The 18,298-nt window shown below is 62.7% G+C and carries 14 protein-coding genes and 2 pseudogenes; 6 read left to right on the forward strand and 10 right to left on the reverse strand.

The window, feature by feature from the left end; all coding sequences use genetic code 11:
• Positions 1–3 precede the first annotated feature (3 nt).
• A pseudogene (locus GEV05_25120) lies at positions 4–246 on the reverse strand (group II intron reverse transcriptase/maturase).
• Between the two features lie 736 nt (positions 247–982).
• On the opposite strand from GEV05_25120, the gene GEV05_25125 reads away from it, so the two are divergent.
• From GEV05_25125 to GEV05_25140, 4 genes are all read left to right on the forward strand, one after another.
• Complete coding sequence (locus tag GEV05_25125; protein ID MPZ46607.1) at positions 983–1,729, forward strand: hypothetical protein; 747 nt, start codon at positions 983–985, stop codon at positions 1,727–1,729.
• 378 nt (positions 1,730–2,107) lie between these two features.
• Positions 2,108–2,335: a hypothetical protein gene (locus GEV05_25130; protein ID MPZ46608.1), complete on the forward strand. Its 228-nt coding sequence runs from the start codon at positions 2,108–2,110 to the stop codon at positions 2,333–2,335.
• Positions 2,332–2,682, forward strand: coding sequence for a type II toxin-antitoxin system PemK/MazF family toxin (locus GEV05_25135; GenBank protein MPZ46609.1), 351 nt, complete (start codon positions 2,332–2,334; stop codon positions 2,680–2,682). Before GEV05_25130 ends, GEV05_25135 begins: the two co-directional genes overlap by 4 nt.
• Positions 2,683–2,779: 97 nt before the next feature.
• The gene (locus GEV05_25140; protein ID MPZ46610.1) at positions 2,780–3,163 is read left to right on the forward strand and encodes a VOC family protein; all 384 of its coding nucleotides are present in this window, start codon (positions 2,780–2,782) and stop codon (positions 3,161–3,163) included.
• Between the two features lie 139 nt (positions 3,164–3,302).
• Here GEV05_25140 and GEV05_25145 read toward each other — a convergent pair.
• A pseudogene (locus GEV05_25145) lies at positions 3,303–3,953 on the reverse strand (hypothetical protein).
• 40 nt (positions 3,954–3,993) lie between these two features.
• Here GEV05_25145 and GEV05_25150 point away from each other — a divergent pair.
• Positions 3,994–5,217 carry a hypothetical protein gene (locus tag GEV05_25150; protein ID MPZ46611.1) on the forward strand — a complete coding sequence of 408 codons (1,224 nt, stop codon included), beginning with the start codon at positions 3,994–3,996 and terminating at the stop codon, positions 5,215–5,217.
• Between the two features lies 1 nt (position 5,218).
• Here the strand turns inward: GEV05_25150 and GEV05_25155 are convergent, their stop codons facing one another.
• On the reverse strand, positions 5,219–6,136 hold the full coding sequence (locus tag GEV05_25155; GenBank protein MPZ46612.1) for a hypothetical protein: 918 nt from the start codon (positions 6,134–6,136) through the stop codon (positions 5,219–5,221).
• Entirely contained in the window at positions 6,133–9,084 is a 2,952-nt protein-coding gene (locus GEV05_25160) for a DEAD/DEAH box helicase (GenBank protein MPZ46613.1), read from the reverse strand. The genes GEV05_25155 and GEV05_25160 overlap by 4 nt, the downstream gene beginning before the upstream one ends.
• 509 nt (positions 9,085–9,593) lie before the next feature.
• On the opposite strand from GEV05_25160, the gene GEV05_25165 reads away from it, so the two are divergent.
• The gene (locus GEV05_25165; GenBank protein ID MPZ46614.1) at positions 9,594–9,983 is read left to right on the forward strand and encodes a hypothetical protein; all 390 of its coding nucleotides are present in this window, start codon (positions 9,594–9,596) and stop codon (positions 9,981–9,983) included.
• 664 nt (positions 9,984–10,647) lie between these two features.
• On the opposite strand, the gene GEV05_25170 is transcribed toward GEV05_25165, so the two are convergent.
• From GEV05_25170 to cas8c, 6 genes are all read right to left on the reverse strand, one after another.
• Positions 10,648–10,863 (reverse strand): DUF4926 domain-containing protein, encoded by a 216-nt coding sequence (locus GEV05_25170; protein MPZ46615.1) that lies wholly within the window; start codon positions 10,861–10,863, stop codon positions 10,648–10,650.
• Between the two features lie 515 nt (positions 10,864–11,378).
• On the reverse strand, positions 11,379–11,705 hold the full coding sequence (locus GEV05_25175) for a DUF86 domain-containing protein (protein MPZ46616.1): 327 nt from the start codon (positions 11,703–11,705) through the stop codon (positions 11,379–11,381).
• Complete coding sequence (locus tag GEV05_25180) at positions 11,692–11,997, reverse strand: nucleotidyltransferase (GenBank protein MPZ46617.1); 306 nt, start codon at positions 11,995–11,997, stop codon at positions 11,692–11,694. Before GEV05_25180 ends, GEV05_25175 begins: the two co-directional genes overlap by 14 nt.
• Positions 11,998–12,311: 314 nt before the next feature.
• Entirely contained in the window at positions 12,312–14,540 is a 2,229-nt protein-coding gene (gene cas5u6u / locus GEV05_25185) for a type I-U CRISPR-associated protein Cas5/Cas6 (GenBank protein MPZ46618.1), read from the reverse strand.
• Positions 14,537–15,916 (reverse strand): type I-U CRISPR-associated protein Cas7, encoded by a 1,380-nt coding sequence (gene cas7u, locus GEV05_25190; GenBank protein MPZ46619.1) that lies wholly within the window; start codon positions 15,914–15,916, stop codon positions 14,537–14,539. The genes cas5u6u and cas7u overlap by 4 nt, the downstream gene beginning before the upstream one ends.
• Positions 15,772–16,911: a type I-U CRISPR-associated protein Cas8c gene (gene cas8c, locus GEV05_25195; GenBank protein ID MPZ46620.1), complete on the reverse strand. Its 1,140-nt coding sequence runs from the start codon at positions 16,909–16,911 to the stop codon at positions 15,772–15,774. The genes cas7u and cas8c overlap by 145 nt, the downstream gene beginning before the upstream one ends.
• Positions 16,912–18,298 lie beyond the last annotated feature (1,387 nt).

Below are 18,298 nucleotides of genomic sequence, written 5' to 3' on the forward strand. Positions count from 1 at the left end.
TCGTCAGGCGTAGCCTTGCGCCTTCATCCACAGCGCACGGATACTCACCAAGCCCTGTGCCGCAAGCCAATCGTTCGTCATCCCGGTTTGCGTCGCCAGCGACCGCGACAGGTGCCAGTAGCCCTTGCGACTGATCGCCGTCCAGATCGCTGCCTTCTTCCCAGTGCCGAGCCGCAACAGGTTTCGCACTCGGGCACGCACCCCGCGCCACTGTTTCCAGTAGCACATGCGCAGATCTCCCCGAATAAGAACATGCGCTTTCGTTGCACAACCGCCGCATTTACGCTGTCCGCTGAACTCTCGGGCTTCGTTGTGTGGTGCCAACTCGCCCGCAGACTGAGCCTTCGATGCGGTTCGTGTTCCTCGGCTCGCAACTTTGCACTTGGGCTTCCTTCAGGCAACGCCTCACGGCCTTGCCCTTGCCCTCGGCTAGTGGTTATCCTGATCGCATCGAGTTCTCCCACAGCGGACTTTCACCGCATAAGCTCATGCCCATGTCGGGCGTACACCGTGGGTTGCAGCCGACAGTCACCAGCGTGCTTCGCCCGCCGGTTCCTGCCGCTGATGGCAGTCGTTGGCGTCAGAAGACACCATGCGATGCGCGCCGTGTGTCGCCGCGCAGAAAACGAAGAACGGCGCCAACTGGGGAGAGCCTGGCGCCGTGAGCGGAGCAACCAAGTTACTTCCGCTTCGCTGGCGGGCCGCGGTGTTCAACGGACTTCACATTCTTGAAGAACAATCCAGGTCTGGAGGTTACGATCGTCTGTCGACCGTTGTTCCACTTTTTGGTCTCCCGCGTATCCCCGTTCCTTAGTCGCTCTGTTTTCGTCGAACTCATGGTAGATCTCCTGTTCAGGTTACAAGTCGTTCAATCACTCTCCTTTTTAGGCGTCGAACTAGAAGCACTCGCCCAGTGTAAATTTACGAAGACCGGGAGCAAGGGGTGTTGCAAATACGACGGTGCGTTTGGACAGGAGCGCGAATGTCCGCTATCACACTGAACGGAACCCTCCTAAGGCGGCTAATCAAAGTTCGCTTCCCTGGCGGCGTTGACGAGCTTCAATCTCTCTGGAACAAAGATGGCGGTGTACACCGAACAACAGTCTTTCGTTGGACAAAAGGACACTTGCCCCAGGACAGCGAAGATCTTCTCCATATTGCCGAGCTTCTGGACATTGACCCCTTCGCGCTACTCGCTTTCTCGTCAGATGATTTGGACTCAGCAATCGACCGACTCATCGAGTCATTTCAGAGGGGTCGCTGGAAGCCGGCACTGTCATTTCTCAAAGATTTCTTCGGCCGTCAACGCCATTGGCCACCGGAGTCGTTCGCAGAGCGCTACGCCTGGAAGCGCTGGTACATCTCCGAGTTCTCTCACGACCCCCATGTCTCGAGCAACGTATACGCGCTAGTCCGCCTTTTGGGCCAACGACAATACGATGAACACTACCCGCAACTATTTCATTTCGCATTTCGCTGTCCGAAGCGCCACGGAAGCAGGTGGTTGCAGTACGGCTTTGTCAGTCGCCTTGGATCATCTGTGAGCTTAGTACACATTGATGGTCACACGCATAGCTATCGAGTAAAGTCGCAAGCAGAACCAAGTTGCGTTGAGACCTTCTTCGGACCTGAAGCTGCGACCTTCCGAGTCGCTTCACTGCATGACTTTTTGCTTAGTTTCGATCCGGAGAATATCAATCACCGCGATGCCGTTAGATTTCGTGGGTAGAGCATCTAACATTGTGCTATCACCAGTCTGACGCCCAATCGGGTCGAGCCGGGCCTTTAGCCCGCCCCTCCCACACCACCCGGCATGTGGGTCCGCACCGGGCGGTTCATGAACATGCACTACACGTCGCCTGGCATGCACGACGCAAGGGCACGGGCAAGGCTGGCTACGTGGCCCAGCGCCCGCGGATGGTTTACCCGGTCGGGTGCATTCCATGCCCGAGCTGTCCACGGTTCCTCCTTGTGTCCATGTTCGGCCCTTCGCTGCCGCATCTCCTGAAGACGCCCACAACGTTGACGCCCAGGGGCCGCCGCGCCGACCGCTCACCTTATTTGGCCCGCTTGCCGGTTCTAGCTGTGCCGCCGTAATATTCCTACCATGAGTACAGATACCATCGTTGTCCTGCCCGACGACCTCAAGGCTGTACTGGACCGCCGAGCACCGAGCCCTCCCGAGCGCGACGAGTTGATTGCCGCTGCATTGCGGGCATATTTTGCATGGCCACGGGCCGGAGAAGACGCAACGGATCTTGCGGTAATCAATGCCCGCGCCACAGAACTAAACGCCGAAGCTGAGGACGCCCTGTCCTATCAGGTTCCGTTGTGAGGCGTGGGGAGCTTTACCTCGTTCAGCATCCTTCCGTTCGCGATCCGCGGCGACAGCGCGTTTTCGTAATCGTCAGTCGTCAGCTTCTCGTGGAATCGTCGTTCTCCTCCGTGGTATGTGCGCCGGTCTACACCCGTCGAGACGGTTTGCACACGCAAGTCGACGTCGGCGTCGACGAAGGTCTCAAGCACGACAGCAGCATTCACTGCGACGAACTGATGAGTTTGCCGAAGAGCTCACTTACGAATTTCGTGGGTTCGTTGTCGCCTGCGAAACTCGCTCTGCTTGATCGCGCGTTAGCATTTGCGCTTGGTCTCACCGCCAGCGTATTGGACAGGGGCGCCTAATCGGATCGAGGCGGGCACCGGCGTGCTCCGCCGCCGGTTCCGGCCGGTGATGCGCAGCGTTCGTTGGGCGTCGGAGATCAAACGGTCGGGAGCCCAAATGATCGATCACGTCTCGATTCCCGTCTCTGATCTGGGTCGTTCTGCGGCGTTCTACGACGCCGTACTTGCGACCTTGGGGTTGTCGCGCCGCAAAGAACGCCCAGGCGCAATCGGATACGGTCTGCCCAACCGAGCAGCGCCGGTTTTCTGGATACTCGACCGTGTACGCGAAGGTAGTGCGAACGCCGGACTCGGTCTTCACGTCAGTTTCGAGGCGGCTGATCGCGCGGGCGTGGATGCGTTTCACGCAGCAGCATTGCGCTGCGGCGCGAAAGACGCCGGGGCCCCGGGGGTACGACCGGAATACACGGCGCCGTTCTACGGCGCGTTCGTTTTCGAGCTAGATGGTTTCAAAATCGAGGCGGTTTGCCGCGCGCCATAATAGCGACGCCAATCTCATGTGCGAAAGTCAAATCGCCGCCCAATCGGGTCGAGGCAGGTGTCGAGCCTGCCCCTCCCACACCGCCCGGCAATGCGGGTACGCACCGGGCGGTTCATCACAGCGAAGCACACGGCGATCGTCAGGCATAGCCTTGCGCCTTCATCCACAGCGCGCGGATACTCACCAAGCCCTGTGCATCAAGCCACTCGTTCGTCATTCCCATTTGCGTCGCCAGCGACCGCGACAGATGCCAGTAGCCCTTGAGACTGATCGCCGTCCAGATCGCTGCCTTCTTCCCGGTGCCGAGCCGCAACAGGTGTCGCACTCGGGCACGCACCCAGCTCACTGTTTCCGGTAGCACATGCGCACGCGCCGGCGCAGCCACTCGTCGAGTTCCGGAATCGGGCGGTAATACTGCGAGATGCCGAAGTAGCCCATCCAACCACGCACGCACGAACTGCCCGAACTCCTTGAACCGGTACTGCCATCGAGACCCCCCCGGCTGCGGGCCCGTGAAGTTCCGGACGTTGTGCTTGAAGTCCTCGAGCGCGCGCACCCCACGGGCGAGAAAGCGAATCTCGTCGGGCATGCAGACAACGACGAGCGAGCAGCGTGGACACTTCGGGCTGTCTTCGAGCGACGGTGGAACGTGGCCCGACAGCGCCACGCCACGCAGGCCGTGGATGGCGGAGAGCGTCTGCTCGACGAGCGCCTCATCGAATGCGATCCGGACTCGCCGGGTTGGCGCCGATCGGAACAGCGGATACATTACGGCACGAAGCACCGCCATCGGGCGGCCGGGCCCGGATCTTCGACATCAGGGATCTCTAATGAAGCCTCCACGCCAGCAATCGCTCTTCGACGATAATCCATCCCCCGAGGACGCTGCGGCCCTCGTGTCCGTCCCGAAGGGCAAGCAACGATTGAGTGCGGCGCAGCGCACGTTCAACCGCCTGACGGAGCGCATTCGCCGCGGCCGCGAAGCGCTCGCCGCCTGGGAGGCGTTCATGCCGCGCTTCCAGGCGCGCGTCGAAAGCGAGTTGCAGCCGATGGAACACGCTATACGCGAGGCGCAACGGCGGCTCGCGATCCAATTGGACCGGCTGCTCAGCGCGAACAAGCCGGGCAAGTGGTTGACACGAAAGCGCCGCGCGAGAGCCCGAGGCGTCCTCCTGGACGTCGCCGGCAACATCCTGCAGTGCGGGCCGGACGCCGAGCTGGAAGCGCTTTACGATCGGCACAGCGATATTCCCTATGCGGCCGAGCGCGAAGGTGAGATAGGGCTTGCCGAAGCGGTGCTCAGCGACATCCTTGGGGAAGACAGCATCGAGGGACACGAGGCGCAAACCGTGGAAGAACTGTTGCACCACGCGGCCGAGAAGGTTCACGAAGCCCATGCGGACGATCGCCGTGCGCACGCCGGTCGCGGCCGACGCCGCAACGCAGCCGAGGACAAGCGATCGAAAGCCCAGGTGGCAGAGACGGCGACCCAGCCGGTGCGCGAGGTCTATCGCAAGCTCGTGAGTGCTCTGCACCCGGATCGCGAGACCGATGCAGCCGAGCACAAGCGCAAGACCGCTTTAATGCAACGCGCCAACCAGGCCTACGAACGCAACGACCTGCTGGAGCTCCTGACCCTGCAGATCGAGATCGAACAGATCGATGCTGCGACGCTCGCAGATTTGCCGGAGGCGCGACTGCGGCACTACAACGCGGTATTGAACGAGCAGGTGCAAGTGCTGGAAAGTCAGCTGCAGGCGCAGACCGTGCCCTTTTGCGTCGAATTCGGGCTGGCGGAGCGCGACACCGTGCCGCAGCGCGTCGACCAGGCATTGAGCGCGAACATCGCCGCAGCACGCGCCATGATCGATCGGATCGAGCGTACTTCGAAGAAACTGGACGACCCGGGGCTGCGAAGCTCCGCTATCGACGAGCTGCCGGAGCCCGACGACGATGACGATCTGGAGGCATGGGACCTTGCTTTGGCGGCCGCGTTCGAAGACCAGGTGAGGGCGCCGCATCGCGCCGGCCGCTCGCGGCGGCGGAAACGGTGATTCACACCGAATCCGGATCGGGCGCCGGTTGCACCTCGGCCATGGCGAGGCTGCGCGCTTTGTCAGCCGCCCGCTGGATCATCGGGCCGAGCAACTCGCCGGGTGAGACGTCGCAGCTCCAACCGGACGGCTTCCCGAGCTGGGGGATCAGCCCACCCGCAACCGGTACAGGCTCGAAGCTCAAGTGCAGCGCGGGAAGCGGCCCGCGCGCCTGGTCGTAGTCGGACGCATCGAGCTTTCCAAGGACGACGGTAGGCACCTCGCCGGGCGGCGCCGCGGCACGTTTCGCTCCCTTGCGCGATCGCTCGCTGCTTCCCTTGACCATTCGTGCCGCGCGCAGGGCATCGAGCACTTGCGCCTTGGAGTGGCCGCGCAGCTCGAACAGCAGGAACGGATCGCGATCGAGCGCCTCGCCGAGCACGTAGTGAGTGGCGGCCACGTGCTTGCACGGGTTGGCCCAGTCGGGGCAGGTGCACTTCGTAACGAGGTCGGTCTCCTTCAACGGAAAGAGGCTCGCCCCGGCCTCCTTGAACGCGGCGTCGATGTCCCGCGGCATCTCGCCTGCCAGCAGCTCCGCGGAAAACTGCGCCTTGCCGGCCATGGCCGCGATCGCCTTGCTCCAGACTGCATCGCCGAGCTTCGTGAGCGCGATCGTCACCGTGTACGGCGCGGGACGCGAGCCGGTGACTTTGGCGCTCACCCGCCCGGCCTTCACGACCAGATCGTGCGTGCGGCCGGCGCGCGCGTAGCTGCGGCCGCGGGCGAGCCGGTTCGAATAGCCGCGCGACATGCGCTCCAGCGCCTCGACCCAGCGCTGCCCCCACCAGGTAGCACCGCTTTTCTTCAGCCTGATGCCGCGCTCGGGGGGCGGCTGCTTCGGCGCGGGCTTGTACCAGCCCCATTCGTCCCAGCGGCTCATGAGCGCGCTTCCACGATGCGGGCCGCGACGCGACGGCGCTTGCCACCGGCCGGCCTGCTCGCATGCTTGATGTCATCGTCATCGGCCGCGTCGTCCTCACCGTCCACGGCAACGTCCGCGGACAGCGCGAACAGCTCGCGCAGCTCGGTGTTGCCGAGCTCGGTGATCCACTTCTCGCCCGTGCCCACCACCTTGGCGGCGAGATCGCGCTTGCTCTCCAGCATGCGGTCGATCTTCTCCTCGACCGTACCGGCGCACACGAGCTTGTGGACCTGCACGCTTCGGCTCTGCCCGATGCGATAGGCACGGTCCGTGGCCTGGTCCTCGACCGCGGGGTTCCACCAGCGGTCGTAGTGGAACACGTGGCTCGCCGCCGTCAGGTTGAGACCGGTGCCACCCGCTTTGACGGAGAGCACGAAGATGCGCGGGCCGTGGGCCTCCTCCTGGAAACGGCGCACCATTTCGTCGCGGGCTTTGCGCGGCGTGCCGCCATGCAGGAACGCGACCTCGATCCCGTGCCGTTGCCTGAAGTGCGCAACCAGGCGATCGCCCATCTCGCGGAACTGGGTGAAGACGAGCGCCTTGTCGCCCGCGGCGAGTGCCTCCTCGAGCATTTCCGCCGTGCGGTCGAGCTTGCCGGAGCGCCGCGGCAGCGGCCCCGCTTCGCCGAGGTACTGGGCGGGGTGGTTACAGACCTGCTTCAGGAACATCAGGAGCGCCAGCACCCGGCCCCGGCGCTCGATACCGTCGGCCGATTCGATGCGGCGCATCTCCTCGTCGAGCACCGCCTGGTAGAGCGTCGCCTGCTCGCGGGTCAAGGTGCACACGACCTTCATCTCGTTCTTCGGCGGCAGATCCTGGATAACGGCGGGATCGCTCTTGAGTCGCCGCAGCAGGAAGGGGCTCGCGATACGGCGCAGGCGCCCGGCGGCCTGGTCGTCGCCGTAGCGCTCGACGGGCACGGCGAACTCGCGGCGGAAGGATTCGAGCGGACCGAGCAGTCCCGGATTCGCGAACTCGAAGATCGACCACAGCTCGGCGAGGCGATTCTCGACTGGCGTGCCGGTGAGCGCGAAGCGGTGCGCCGCTGGCAACGCGCGCGCCGCTTTCGCAGTCGCCGATGCGGCGTTCTTGATGTTCTGGGCTTCGTCGAGCACCACGACCGACCACTGCACGCACGAGAGCAGCCCCACGTCGCGGCGCAACAGGCCATAGCTCGTCACCACTACGGTGCCGGCGCCATTCGGTATGTCGCTGGATTCGCGCGCCCGGTCCGTACCGTAGTGGCGTACGACGCGAAGATCGGGCGCAAAGCGCTCGGCCTCGCGTTCCCAGTTGCCCAGCACCGAAGTGGGCGCGACCAGCAACGCGGGACGCCCGTCGTCGGCCGCGCGCTGCAACCGGTGCAGCAGGAATGCGAGGAGCTGGATCGTCTTTCCCAGACCCATGTCATCGGCCAGACACGCGCCCAGCCCCAGCGCGCCCATGGTCTGCAGCCAGGCGAGCCCCCGCCCCTGGTACGGGCGCAGCGTGCCCCGAAAGCCCGGTGGCGGTTCGGCCATGCGGGCCGCACCTTCGCGCAGCCGTGCAAGCAGATCGCCGAACTCACCCGCCGCGGTCACCGCGACGTTCATCCCGTCCAGGCGCCTCTCGCCCGAGAGCGCCGCGACGACCGCCGCGCGCGCGCTGATCCGCCCCGTCTTTTCCGCCATGCGCCGGTCGATTTCGGCGAGCTCGCCCGGATCGACGGCGATCCAGCGGCCACGGTGGCGAACGAGCGGCGCCTTGTGCCGAGCCAGGGCCGCGAGCTCACGTGCGCTGAGCGTCTCGTCGCCGAGGGCAGCCTCCCACTCGAAAGCCAGAAGCGCATCGAGGCCGAGGTCCGCGGTGCCGGCAACCGCCCCCGCGACAGCGGCTCCCCCGTTCACGCGCATCCTCAGCCGCAGCCGGCGTTGTCCCGCCGCAGTGAGCTCGGCCGGCACGATGACACCGAAGCCCGCGCCGGCAAGCGCGCGCGCACCGTCGCTCAGGAACCGCCACGCCGCGGTCGGATCCAGCACAAGCGCTTCGGGCCGCGCCTCGGCGAGACTGGGGGCAATGGCGGGAAACAGCCGCGCCGCTCTTCCCAGGGCTTCGAGCAGCGATTCCTGCGGATCGCGAAAGGCGCGCCCCAGCTTGGCGAGACTGCGGCCCGTGGTGCTCCAGACCTCGGCAGCCGTGACGAGCAGGCTCGGATCGTCCGGTGATTGCAGCAGGAAGCGCAGCGTGAAGGATTCGCGATCTGCCTCGGGCAGCTCCAGGCGGAAGCAAGCACGCAGGCGGCCGAGCGCGCCGTGCGCGGGCTCACTCCAGGCGCCGAGATCGTCGAGCAGCGTGCGCTCGCCGAAGCTCTCGGTCTCGAACGTCCCGTCCCCCGCCGATAGCGCGGCTTTCCAGCGTAGCTCCCAGGGTATGAAACCGGCATCGCCGTTGCCGCGACGTTTTGTCGGGCGGCGCTCCGGACGCGCAACGCCTTCCCGTGCACTGCGGACGAGGGCGTCGACGGTGGCATCCAGAAACGCGCGGAGCAGCGCCTCGGGCGCCCACACCTCGCGCGCGGCCGCGCCGACGACCGGCACCGCGTAAGCCGCGGGCGGCATGCTGCGGGTGAGCGCATTCACCTGCGCGGCGTCTTCCGGTGCCGCCAGCGCCGCGCCCCAACGGACGAAGGCCCGCTCCTGCAGGCGCCCGACGATCGGCACCACGCGCTCGCGGCTCACCAGGTCGAGCACGAGCTTGCTGGCGAGAGTCCAGACGGCGACCGAAGCTGAAAGCGAAGGAACCTCAGTGGCCGGCACGAGCGCGAGGCTTGCCACCGTATCCAGCAGCGGCAGCGCCGTGCCGGCGACCGGCGCCCGCCCGCCGGGTGTGACGAGATCGGTCTTCGCAGGCGATCCGCGATGCGCCATCGCGGCGAGCGCGGGCAGGCGGTGGTTCTCACCCCACAGGAAGAACTTGGCTCGGTCCGGAAGAAAAACGAGGGACACAGTGGTGATCGCGCCAGTCGCTTGTGCTGTTTCCTTGGCGCGATGCGCTCGGCTCCAGCGAATTAGAGCAGCATTCTGCCACCGTTTACGACTGCCGTACGTGGTCGGCGGCGATCGATTACTTGCTTAGAAGCGGCCGGCATCGCGAGATCGAGGCGGATCGCTATGCGACGCGCCGGGCGTGGGTGATCTCTCGGCGCTCGACCGACCTAACCTGCGCGAGCTCCACGGTAACGACCGCAATAGTTTCACCATTTTCGACGATCCACACCGTGCGTACCAACGGCGTACGCTCATCGGGGAGCTCGCAACGATCCGTCCACAGTGTAGCGCGTCTCCTGCAGCGACTCCATCTTACGGTGATGGGTGGCTCATCTGGTGAGCCTTTCGAGTGGGAGAATGAGAGTGTTCATTCGGACATGAGGGCTGCGATGCTACGAAAAGACTGGGCGTTTGAATACACGGCGGGGAAATTAGCGGATGCGGCATCGACCAAGATGAGCTTCCATGGAGAGCGGCTGGATTGGTGGAAAACCAAGAGGACAGAAGTGATGGACAAGATTCGATCCGAGGGACTGGAAGTAGACGAAAAGATCTCCCTCGGATACCGCAACCCGAAAGCTCGAGATTGGGAGCGTGGCGCCCAGGTCACGGTGCGAAACGACCTGCGGCATGATCTCGACGAGTGTCTGGAGAAGCTCGGCTTTCACACCGAGCAACTTCAACAGTACGACGGCTGGCAGCAGATACTGACCGCAAACCCGGAAGCGCGCCTTCGTCTCGACATTGAGGACTGGCTGTTCTTTTTCAGCAGGAATTGATGTCGTGCCGCGGCTTCGCAGCGCGGTAGGCTTGCGCCGGGTGAGCGAGGTTCTCCGGGTGCGTGCGTTCGAGCAGGCCCTCGGCCACCATCTCCTTCAAGTGCCGCTCGACGAGCTTGCCCGGGCTGAAGTCGAGGACGTCCGCCATCTCGACCGGGCGCCAGGGCCTTAGCGCCGTGAGCTCCAGGATCGCCTGGCGCAGTCTGGCTTTACGGGGGCGTGCGCCCAGGGAAGAGACGATGCGCTCGACCTCGGCGTCGAGCCTCCCCCGATCCGGCTTGAGCCCCCCCCGATCCGCGGCATCCTCGGCGTCGAGCCCCCCCCCGATCCGACTCCAGCCCCCCCCTCGATCCGCGGTCAGGCTTCTCGGCGCTCCCAGCGACGAGCCGTTCCTCCGACACCGGGATTTGCACCGCCGGTCCGAGCTCGTAGTAGCTCGCTGCGCCGGCCGCGTGCAAGGTCAACAGCTCGCGGTCACGCAGACGCCGGAGCAGGCCGCTCGCCGCCAGCGTGTCGAGGCCGGTGATCTGGCGCAGCCGGGCATTGTCCACCCGCCCGCGTCGATAGGCTTCAAGCAATGCGCGGAACTCGACGTCACTGATCTCGGCAAGGCCGGATCAAACAGAGCCCGGCGACAACGGTTGCGCGCACCGAACACAGGTGATCACGCCGCTGCCACGGGCCGATAGCGCAACACCATCAACTTATCTGCTTGGATGCCAACGCTTGCGTACGTTTGCCCCTGCTCATCGCAAAATTCGACCTCGTAAGCATCGGGCGCGAGTACCTCTACGATCGTCCCGACCTGACCCCGTGCCAAGCCGTGCTCAGGCAGATCGTCCATCAGAGCCACCACGTCCAAGAGCCGAAGCGGATTCATTGGCCGTCCTACCGCACGTAACAGCTGGTCAATCGAGGATAGTCCTCTCCGATGCGAACGATCCATGCGCATCGGATGACTGCGCTTCGGCCGCCGCGCACCACGGGAACCTCGACGAGGTAACGCACCCCATACTGGTCTCTCGATGTTTCTATAGCCGGTTGCGTTTGCGCGCCCGTCATAAGGATTGCTCGCAGCTCGTCGGTATCCGTGGCTATCAACCCCAGCCTTGCCGCAAACATTCGCGCTTTGTGCCGCCCGCGCGGGTGTTCAGTGGTTCAAACGCTACTCGCCCAGTTTACGGGTGTCAACGCCTCGATGGCGCAAGATGGATCGGGCAGTCACAAAGGTCCTTCGCCAAATGGCTGTGTGTGCTCAGCGAAAAAGGACCGCCTCGGAAAGGGGATTGCAGTTGCAAAGGTTATGGTAGAAGACCGAGAAGCTCGGGAGTTGACTCATATCGCTCCGCTCTTGTCGTAGTCACGCTGCGTCGCGAAACGTTTGTACGAAACCGATCAAAGCAATCGAAGCATCGACAGCAGTACGGGAATCTCCTCGGCAGCCGCCTTCCATAAGATGTCCCTGTCGATATCGAAGTAGGCATGGATGACGCGGTTGCGCATCCCGATAATGGCCTTCCATGGAATCGCCGGCGTGTCAGAGCGCGTTTCCTCCGATACCTTCGATGCTGCTTCTCCGATGATCTCTATGCCTCGGATCACGGCGAAGAGCAGCATGCGATCGGAGTCCAGGTCCATGCGCCCACGTCCGGAGATGAACTGTACGCACGCCTCCGCGGCCTCGATCATGTGCTGAATGCGAATGCGGTCATCCTCGCGCATATTGCACCTCCGCCGTGCGCACCACTTCGTCGCGGAAGTGGCGGGAAAGGTCTTCTGCTGTACGCAGATCGATGCGCCGGCCTCCGAGCAGTGCCGAGAGTTCTTGTTCCATGGCTGCGAGCGCGAGCAGACCTGGCTTCTTGCCCGGTTCGAACTCCACGAGCAGATCAACGTCACTATTAGAGCGAGCCGTCCCCTTCAGCATGGAGCCGAAGAGCGACAACCTGCGGATGGCGTGCTTGTGGCAGAAGGCCGTCAGCGCTGCGTCGTCAACAGGTAAACGATTGCTCATGGGTCACCCCGTTCTGCGCTTGCTCTCGATAAGTGAATTGTCCCTCAACATGGGTTCGGCGGCACTGAGGATTACGCGCATCGCCGTCGCGAGATAGAGATGACCGCTCCCCGGACCGTGCTCCTCGACGCCAAGGATCAGCACACCGCTATCGGCGTTGGCGAACGCGGAGACATACTCCCGCCGTGATCGCGCACCGCCCGGCTTTCGAGCGGGCGCTTGGCCCCACCCACCCCCTCGAACGGTGAGTCGCGATCGAAGTGTTGACTCGGATGCCGGACTCGTCCAAAGGCGGCCGCTTGCTTCGCTGCCCATCAGCGCTGCTCGTCGGCTATGAACAAGCCGCCACCGCTATGGCAGGTTTGTCCAATAAGAATCGGACCGCTGACGGCTGTCGCGAACTCGATGCGCATGCGTCCAGTAATGCCACCGTGAGATCCTAATGTGCACTGAATAGGCTCGATCCGCGTAGGTCGTGGAAGATTTCGTCGAGCAAGCTCACTCGCGGCATCGGCGACTAGGGCCTGATGGTCCATTGTCCTTTTGGGATGCCGTGTCACGCGATACTCCGTAACGCTTTCCCAGCGCAACGCTGGGGCAAGCAACCGATCGTCCGCGTGAGCGGTGGAGGATGTCAGTTCCAACCTGCCTGCCCCACCAGCCCGCAGCTCGGCGAGCCCAACCAATGATGCAGCGAGCACGGACAAATGTCGCTTCTCGTCGGGTGTTGGATGACGATGTTCCATCATGTGTGGCGCAACGATTAGCAGGCGGTCACGCGCAAGGTCCGTGATGAATGCGAGATGCCGATGGGCATTCCCGCGCGCCGGCGCTCCGTTGCGCTCGTGCCCGCTGAAGAAAGTCGGCAGCGGCTTGCGCAGTCCGAGCACATCTTGCACCCGGGCCATCACTGCCCGCCGAAGGGCTGCGGAGATCGTCGCCGGTTTCGTTCCATCCGCCAATCCCCCGACTATGCGGAAGGCGTGCACGCCGATGACGCTTGCGACCGGCCGCATAAGGCCAAGACCCGCGTAACGTCCGTCGCCGAGCACCAGAGGGCCTTGCACAGGCGTCGCAAAGGTGATTTCCGCATGCCAGAGGCGCTCCTTGGCGAAGCGCGTCCCAGGCGAAAAAAACTCTACCCGTAATTCTTTTGCTTCGAAGGGCTCCCGCTGCATTCGCACTGATGTAGCTGACGCTCGAACGCCGGCATGGCGTAATGCATGTAACACGGCGCCTGTAGCGCATTGGTGCTCAGCCAACCGCTCCGGGCCATCCTTGGCTTCCGCACGCAAGCGTGCGGCTTCGATGCGGCGGCGCCCAGCACCCTCAGGAAGCGCCAGCGGCGTAACACTGCGCCAGACGCGAGCGGACTCACCGGAGCCGAGGCCGTAATGTTCCAACATTGAGCGATCCACTGCTGGAACCAGTTGAGTGTTTGAAAGGAGTTCCCTGGTAGTCTCGTCACCCGTGGATGCGATTTCCAGTCCGGAAAATGCCCAGGAAATGTCGTCCTTCCGTAGCGGACAATTGGGTGGTACTTCCACCAAGACGCGCCGGATATCTCGGTTCACGTGCGCATGGCCGATGGATGGTAAGGGCAAGATGCGCACGCGCCGATGCTTGTCGGCCTCGGTTGCGTTGCGTCCGATCAGAGCGCTCGATATTTCGCCGCGCTGGTCGGGCAAAGTATCCCAAAGCCGCCTCGTTGCCCCGGGCTCAGGGGTGCCCTCCGCATCGACTCGGCCGCGTAGCGTTTGCACGAGTTCGACGACTCGCGCCAACGGCCAGGGCGCGAAGGGCGAGCCCGCCTTGACGGTGTCGCGCAGATCGAATAGTAAATGGGTTATCGGGCTGTTGTAGGACACCGCCTGGAAGCGCGGTTTGGGCGCCTGCGTAAATAGCCGTTTTCCCTGTCCCGTCGGGGTGAAACGATGACCGGTAGCTTGATACCGCTTGCACAGGCTGTCCAGAGAGCCTCGTTCCAAGCAATCTAGTGTTATCCCCTCGCGACCGTCGTTTGGCCGGTAGATAGCGCCCGTGTAGGCTTCGAGCCGGCGATCCAACTCGACGGGTTCAATCACCTCGCCCACCGCCCACGCCATATCCACGCCGCGGCCGAGCTGGTAGAGCCGATCTGCCATATATGCAACGACATTCGCTTGCGATCGGTTTTCCTCGTTGTTCTCGAAGACCCAGGCATAGAGGAAGGGCCGTTCGGGAGAGAACATCCGCGGACGCATTCTTTTCACGGACGTTCTGATCTTCCCGATTCTCCGAACGTCGCCGCCCACCGAGTCGAGATCATTGTTCGGAACGAAGAAGCCGAACGATTGTCCGGCCCTTTCCGATGGCGCGGCGATGAGAGGCGGGGGCAAGGTTTCCAACCAGCCAAGCGCTTCCTGGTCGCTCGGACTCAATCCACCTCGCGCCGCACCAGCCACCAAGGCCTGAAACAGCCGCGCAGGCGACGGTGGCCAGTCACCGCTACCGTGATAGCGGCAGTCGTGGAAACGGACGTTGATGAGAAGGACGTGACTCATTGCGATGGGGCTTCTTCCGCCATTTTTTTCGCAAGCAGCCTCTTAGCCGCCGCCAAGTCGAACCTATGTATCAACTCTCTGCTCTCTGGCCAAAGAGGCGAGAACAACTTTGCTTGCTTGCTCGCGTAGTCATTGAGTGATTTCAGTGCCGCCTCAGAGTTCACATCCACGGGCTGCAAATCCCCACGTCGTGGTACTTGCTGCCACTGCTCATTGCCTGCATATCTTAGTAAGCAGCCTTCCCTAAGGAACAGATCTTGGTCATGAGTTGCCGCAAGCAAGGCCAGTGAAAGCAAGTAACGACGAATTCCCTCGTCCTTGCGCTCTTCATTGAGCGAGCCTCCAATCCCTCTGAGAGCTACAAGATTGATCGTCACCTCACGAACTATCTCGCCGCGCGCGATGACCCCGCCCAAGACGCGACGCTCCGGGTTTGGAGAACCATTCCTGAACTCGGTCATCTGCCGGGCAGCGGATTCGCTCACCTTGCGGAAAGTTGAAGGGGCATCCGCCAATCCGACGTCAGAACGATCGGCGCGGTTCTTCAGCTTCTCTTCGGCCTTGAGCGCCTCCTGCTGACTCTCATCGAGATGTTTCCACACAGAATTGAATTGCGCGGCAGAAAACAACGGCTCAACATTCCAAGCTCGAATGATCGAACGAACGATTCGAGGCAGCTTTTCGCCCGTGCCGCCGCGCGAGTCCCACACCCCAAAGACGAGGGACGTTGGAGCAAACGTGCAGAGTGGTCCGGCATCATTGCGATTGCGCAAGGCGAGGAAAGCCGGATTCAACAACGCAGCCAAGGTTGGAGACGACTGAACAACAGCGTCCGCACTTCGGTGTGCAAGGTCGAGAAGAGATCGACGCTCAATGTGTTTCTCTTTTCCGTCACCCTTGGAATACAACTCCATTTCGATCTGCGGCACAAGCTTGGCAAGCGGGTTTAGCTCCTCACCCTTGTCATTCTTGCCGATGGACCTGAAGATCGGCTCCATGCGGTTGGCCTGCGAGCCAACGCTATCGATCGTCGCCACCTTGGTTCCGTCAGACAGTGTGTCGACGTTGTAGCCGATGTCTGCATAGGTGGGCGGAAAGATCACGCCGCCTTCGCCTTCCACGGGCAGCAGCTTCTGCTTGAGGTGGAGAGCGACCGGCCCTTTCGGGTCGTTTGCCCAGGTGTCAAGCAATTCGTCGGTCAGTTTCAGCAGCGCCTCGGTCGTGGTTTGTGTCATGACGCATCCTCCTGTTGAGAAAAAGTAACGATCTTGTTCTTTCCACTCAAAGCCAGCTCGAATCGGAAAATTTTTCGAGATGCGCCGTCTTGGCCAGAGAGTGCAACGCGCGCCAGCATCGGCGGCAACATCTCGCCCCATGCGGCGTAGCGCACCTGCCGAACGCCAAATTCGAACGGCCGTGCGTGCTCCAATCCCCATGCGGCCAGCATTTGAACTACCGGAGATGATGCGACTTGATGCTTCTGTGTGTTGGGCGAATACCCTGCATCGAGGGCAGTCCATGCGCCACGGGCATCGAAGTTGAAGCTGCCACCCAGCGGGGTCGGCAGAAAGGGGCGCTCGATCAACTCTTCGCGCCGTTCGGCCCATAAATGGCTGATGCCGCGAGTCTTGAGATCTCCGATCGTCTGGCCTTTCTTTGGCTTTGCACGCGTGCCAGCAACCATGGCGCACGCGATCTTCTCCGCAGATCGGTTGCCCGAATAAAGCTTGAAGGTGTTGCGGCTGGTGCCGTCAGCCCAGTGCCCAATGGCCACGTCTGAGTAGCCGCTGCATTTCAAGAAGATCGGAAGAGATGAGACATCGCCAGAAGGGGCGGGAAAGGTCTCCGATGGCACCAGGGTCGATGCACCGGCTTCATCGTCATCCTCATCGTCGTTGGAATCATCGCCAGCCTCGGCGTCACCTTCTGGCTTGGCCGATGATTCGACGAACCCCATCGGGGCATAACGCAGCGGTGTGGCATCTGCCAAATAGCCCAGCACCATCCCGAACGGATTGGCATTCCCGTTTGCGCTCAAACGGAACCTCACGTCGGCGGGATTGCTCCAATCGAATCCGCCTTCCGCATCGCCTAACAGCACATCGGCGGCTTCGAGAAATCCGAGGCAGGCGAAAACTTGGCCGGGATTGAACAAGTCCACCGGGATACTGGCTTCGCTCATCGGTCGGTCTCCTTGTTCGATTTGCGCCCACGCGCGTCGTTCTCGCGCGAGGCCTGCTGGTCCGCCGCGCGCAACAGGGCTTCCCACCACACCAGCCCCCATGGCCCCCAGCACCGTTGAAGGCGTGCGAAGCGCAACGCGACTTCGCGAGCTTGGGTTTCCAGCGCCGACGGTGGTGCGTCCTCGCATCCGGTAATGTCGATGACCGGGCGGGCGAAGCCGTGATGTGCTGCGATCAGGTGCAAGGCCAAGTCTTGCAGGTCCGGCGGAAGCTTCTTGAACGCCTCATCCTTCAACGCATACGGAAGCGAACCGAATTCATGCCGGTAGCCATCGAGTAGCTTGAAATCGATCGGACCTTTCGTCTTGGCGTAGGGTCGGCCATCTCGTTTAGCACGAAAGGCGTTCTGCCACCGAGAGGCCTGTTTACCTTCGTCATGGAGACGCGAGGCGATGGCGAGCATTTCCAGATACTCGCCTTTCAACCCGAGCCGCTTGCCGATCCGTCTCGCACAACGCTCTGTCCACGACTGATGTTCGAGGAGGGATTGATCTGGGCCGCTGGAGCGTCGGTCTTCGGTATTTGCGCTGTCCGGCCATTCCTCTACGATGAACCAGCGTGTGGCTTCGCCGTCGGCGTTGCGTTCGAGATCGAAGCGCAGGCACTCGCGCCAATTGCCGTCCGAGGACGGATCGCCCGCGACCGAATCGTGGACACGGAAGGGAATTAGGGGATTGCCGTTGTCGTCTGCACCCCAGGAAGTGCTGCCATCGGCGGTGCTGGCGGCGGTCTTGGTCTCAGGATCGAGAAGGCCATTCTTGATCCCCCCAAGGTCGGCCCGGATCACGAGCGTAGTGCTGGACAACTCGCCATGCAGTTTCGTTTTCGCTTCCTTGACACGTTTCTTTTGCGCGTCGGTGTCCGATTTCTGTTCTTCAGCCGGAATATCACGGACGTGAAGCGTGCGCTCGTATTCTCCCCTCGCCGAAAGAATCATCGCGATGACGTCATCCGGTTTCAGCTTGGGACCAAAAATATCCGCAAGCGGCGGAGAATCCGGCACAGCCGAGGACGAAGGTGCCTCCTCGCCAGATTCGTCCGCTTCTGCTGCGTTTTCCATCGTGGACGCGGCTTGCTCCAAGACCGAGTTCGCGCTTGCCCCGTCTTCGGCGGGCTCGTCCGAAACTTTCCTGACGCTACGATCCAGCAACTTTGCGACTCGCTGTATCAGCCAATCGAGCACGCGGTAGGTTTCGGTTTCCAACAATTCGACGGCCTGTATCGGCGCTGCCTCGAAGAAGTCCTCGATTTCCTTCTTGCTCGCCGGCGGTTTTGTGCGAGCGGGAAGATGCTCGCGCCACGCCACTGCCGTTTGCGGCAGGTCGTCCACCCAACCACGCAACCAAGGCTCCACACGCGGGCGGCCCGTGTGCTCATCGAGTGATGTCATAGACCAAGCGTCCACTAGCGGGCGCGAAAGCGCTGGCCGCAAAGGGACTGCCGTGCTACACGCCTGTATTGCGTGCGCGAAACCGGTATCGGCAACCGTATTGGCGAGGAGGTTAAGAAGCGCTC

Source organism: Betaproteobacteria bacterium (genome assembly GCA_009377585.1).
Taxonomy (GTDB): Bacteria; Pseudomonadota; Gammaproteobacteria; order Burkholderiales; family WYBJ01; genus WYBJ01.

What these genes read in the sequence shown, in the direction of transcription:
- GEV05_25150 (MPZ46611.1), top strand. Translation starts at nt 3,994, where the DNA reads ATGAAGCCTCCACGCCAGCAATCGCTCTTCGACGATAATCCATCCCCC.
- GEV05_25180 (MPZ46617.1), bottom strand. Translation starts at nt 11,997, where the DNA reads ATGAGCAATCGTTTACCTGTTGACGACGCAGCGCTGACGGCCTTCTGC.
- GEV05_25165 (MPZ46614.1), top strand. Translation starts at nt 9,594, where the DNA reads ATGCTACGAAAAGACTGGGCGTTTGAATACACGGCGGGGAAATTAGCG.
- GEV05_25140 (MPZ46610.1), top strand. Translation starts at nt 2,780, where the DNA reads ATGATCGATCACGTCTCGATTCCCGTCTCTGATCTGGGTCGTTCTGCG.
- GEV05_25160 (MPZ46613.1), bottom strand. Translation starts at nt 9,084, where the DNA reads ATGGCGCATCGCGGATCGCCTGCGAAGACCGATCTCGTCACACCCGGC.
- GEV05_25130 (MPZ46608.1), top strand. Translation starts at nt 2,108, where the DNA reads ATGAGTACAGATACCATCGTTGTCCTGCCCGACGACCTCAAGGCTGTA.
- GEV05_25175 (MPZ46616.1), bottom strand. Translation starts at nt 11,705, where the DNA reads ATGCGCGAGGATGACCGCATTCGCATTCAGCACATGATCGAGGCCGCG.
- GEV05_25155 (MPZ46612.1), bottom strand. Translation starts at nt 6,136, where the DNA reads ATGAGCCGCTGGGACGAATGGGGCTGGTACAAGCCCGCGCCGAAGCAG.
- cas8c (MPZ46620.1), bottom strand. Translation starts at nt 16,911, where the DNA reads ATGCGAGGACGCACCACCGTCGGCGCTGGAAACCCAAGCTCGCGAAGT.
- GEV05_25125 (MPZ46607.1), top strand. Translation starts at nt 983, where the DNA reads ATGTCCGCTATCACACTGAACGGAACCCTCCTAAGGCGGCTAATCAAA.
- cas7u (MPZ46619.1), bottom strand. Translation starts at nt 15,916, where the DNA reads ATGGGGCGAGATGTTGCCGCCGATGCTGGCGCGCGTTGCACTCTCTGG.
- GEV05_25170 (MPZ46615.1), bottom strand. Translation starts at nt 10,863, where the DNA reads ATGAATCCGCTTCGGCTCTTGGACGTGGTGGCTCTGATGGACGATCTG.
- cas5u6u (MPZ46618.1), bottom strand. Translation starts at nt 14,540, where the DNA reads ATGAGTCACGTCCTTCTCATCAACGTCCGTTTCCACGACTGCCGCTAT.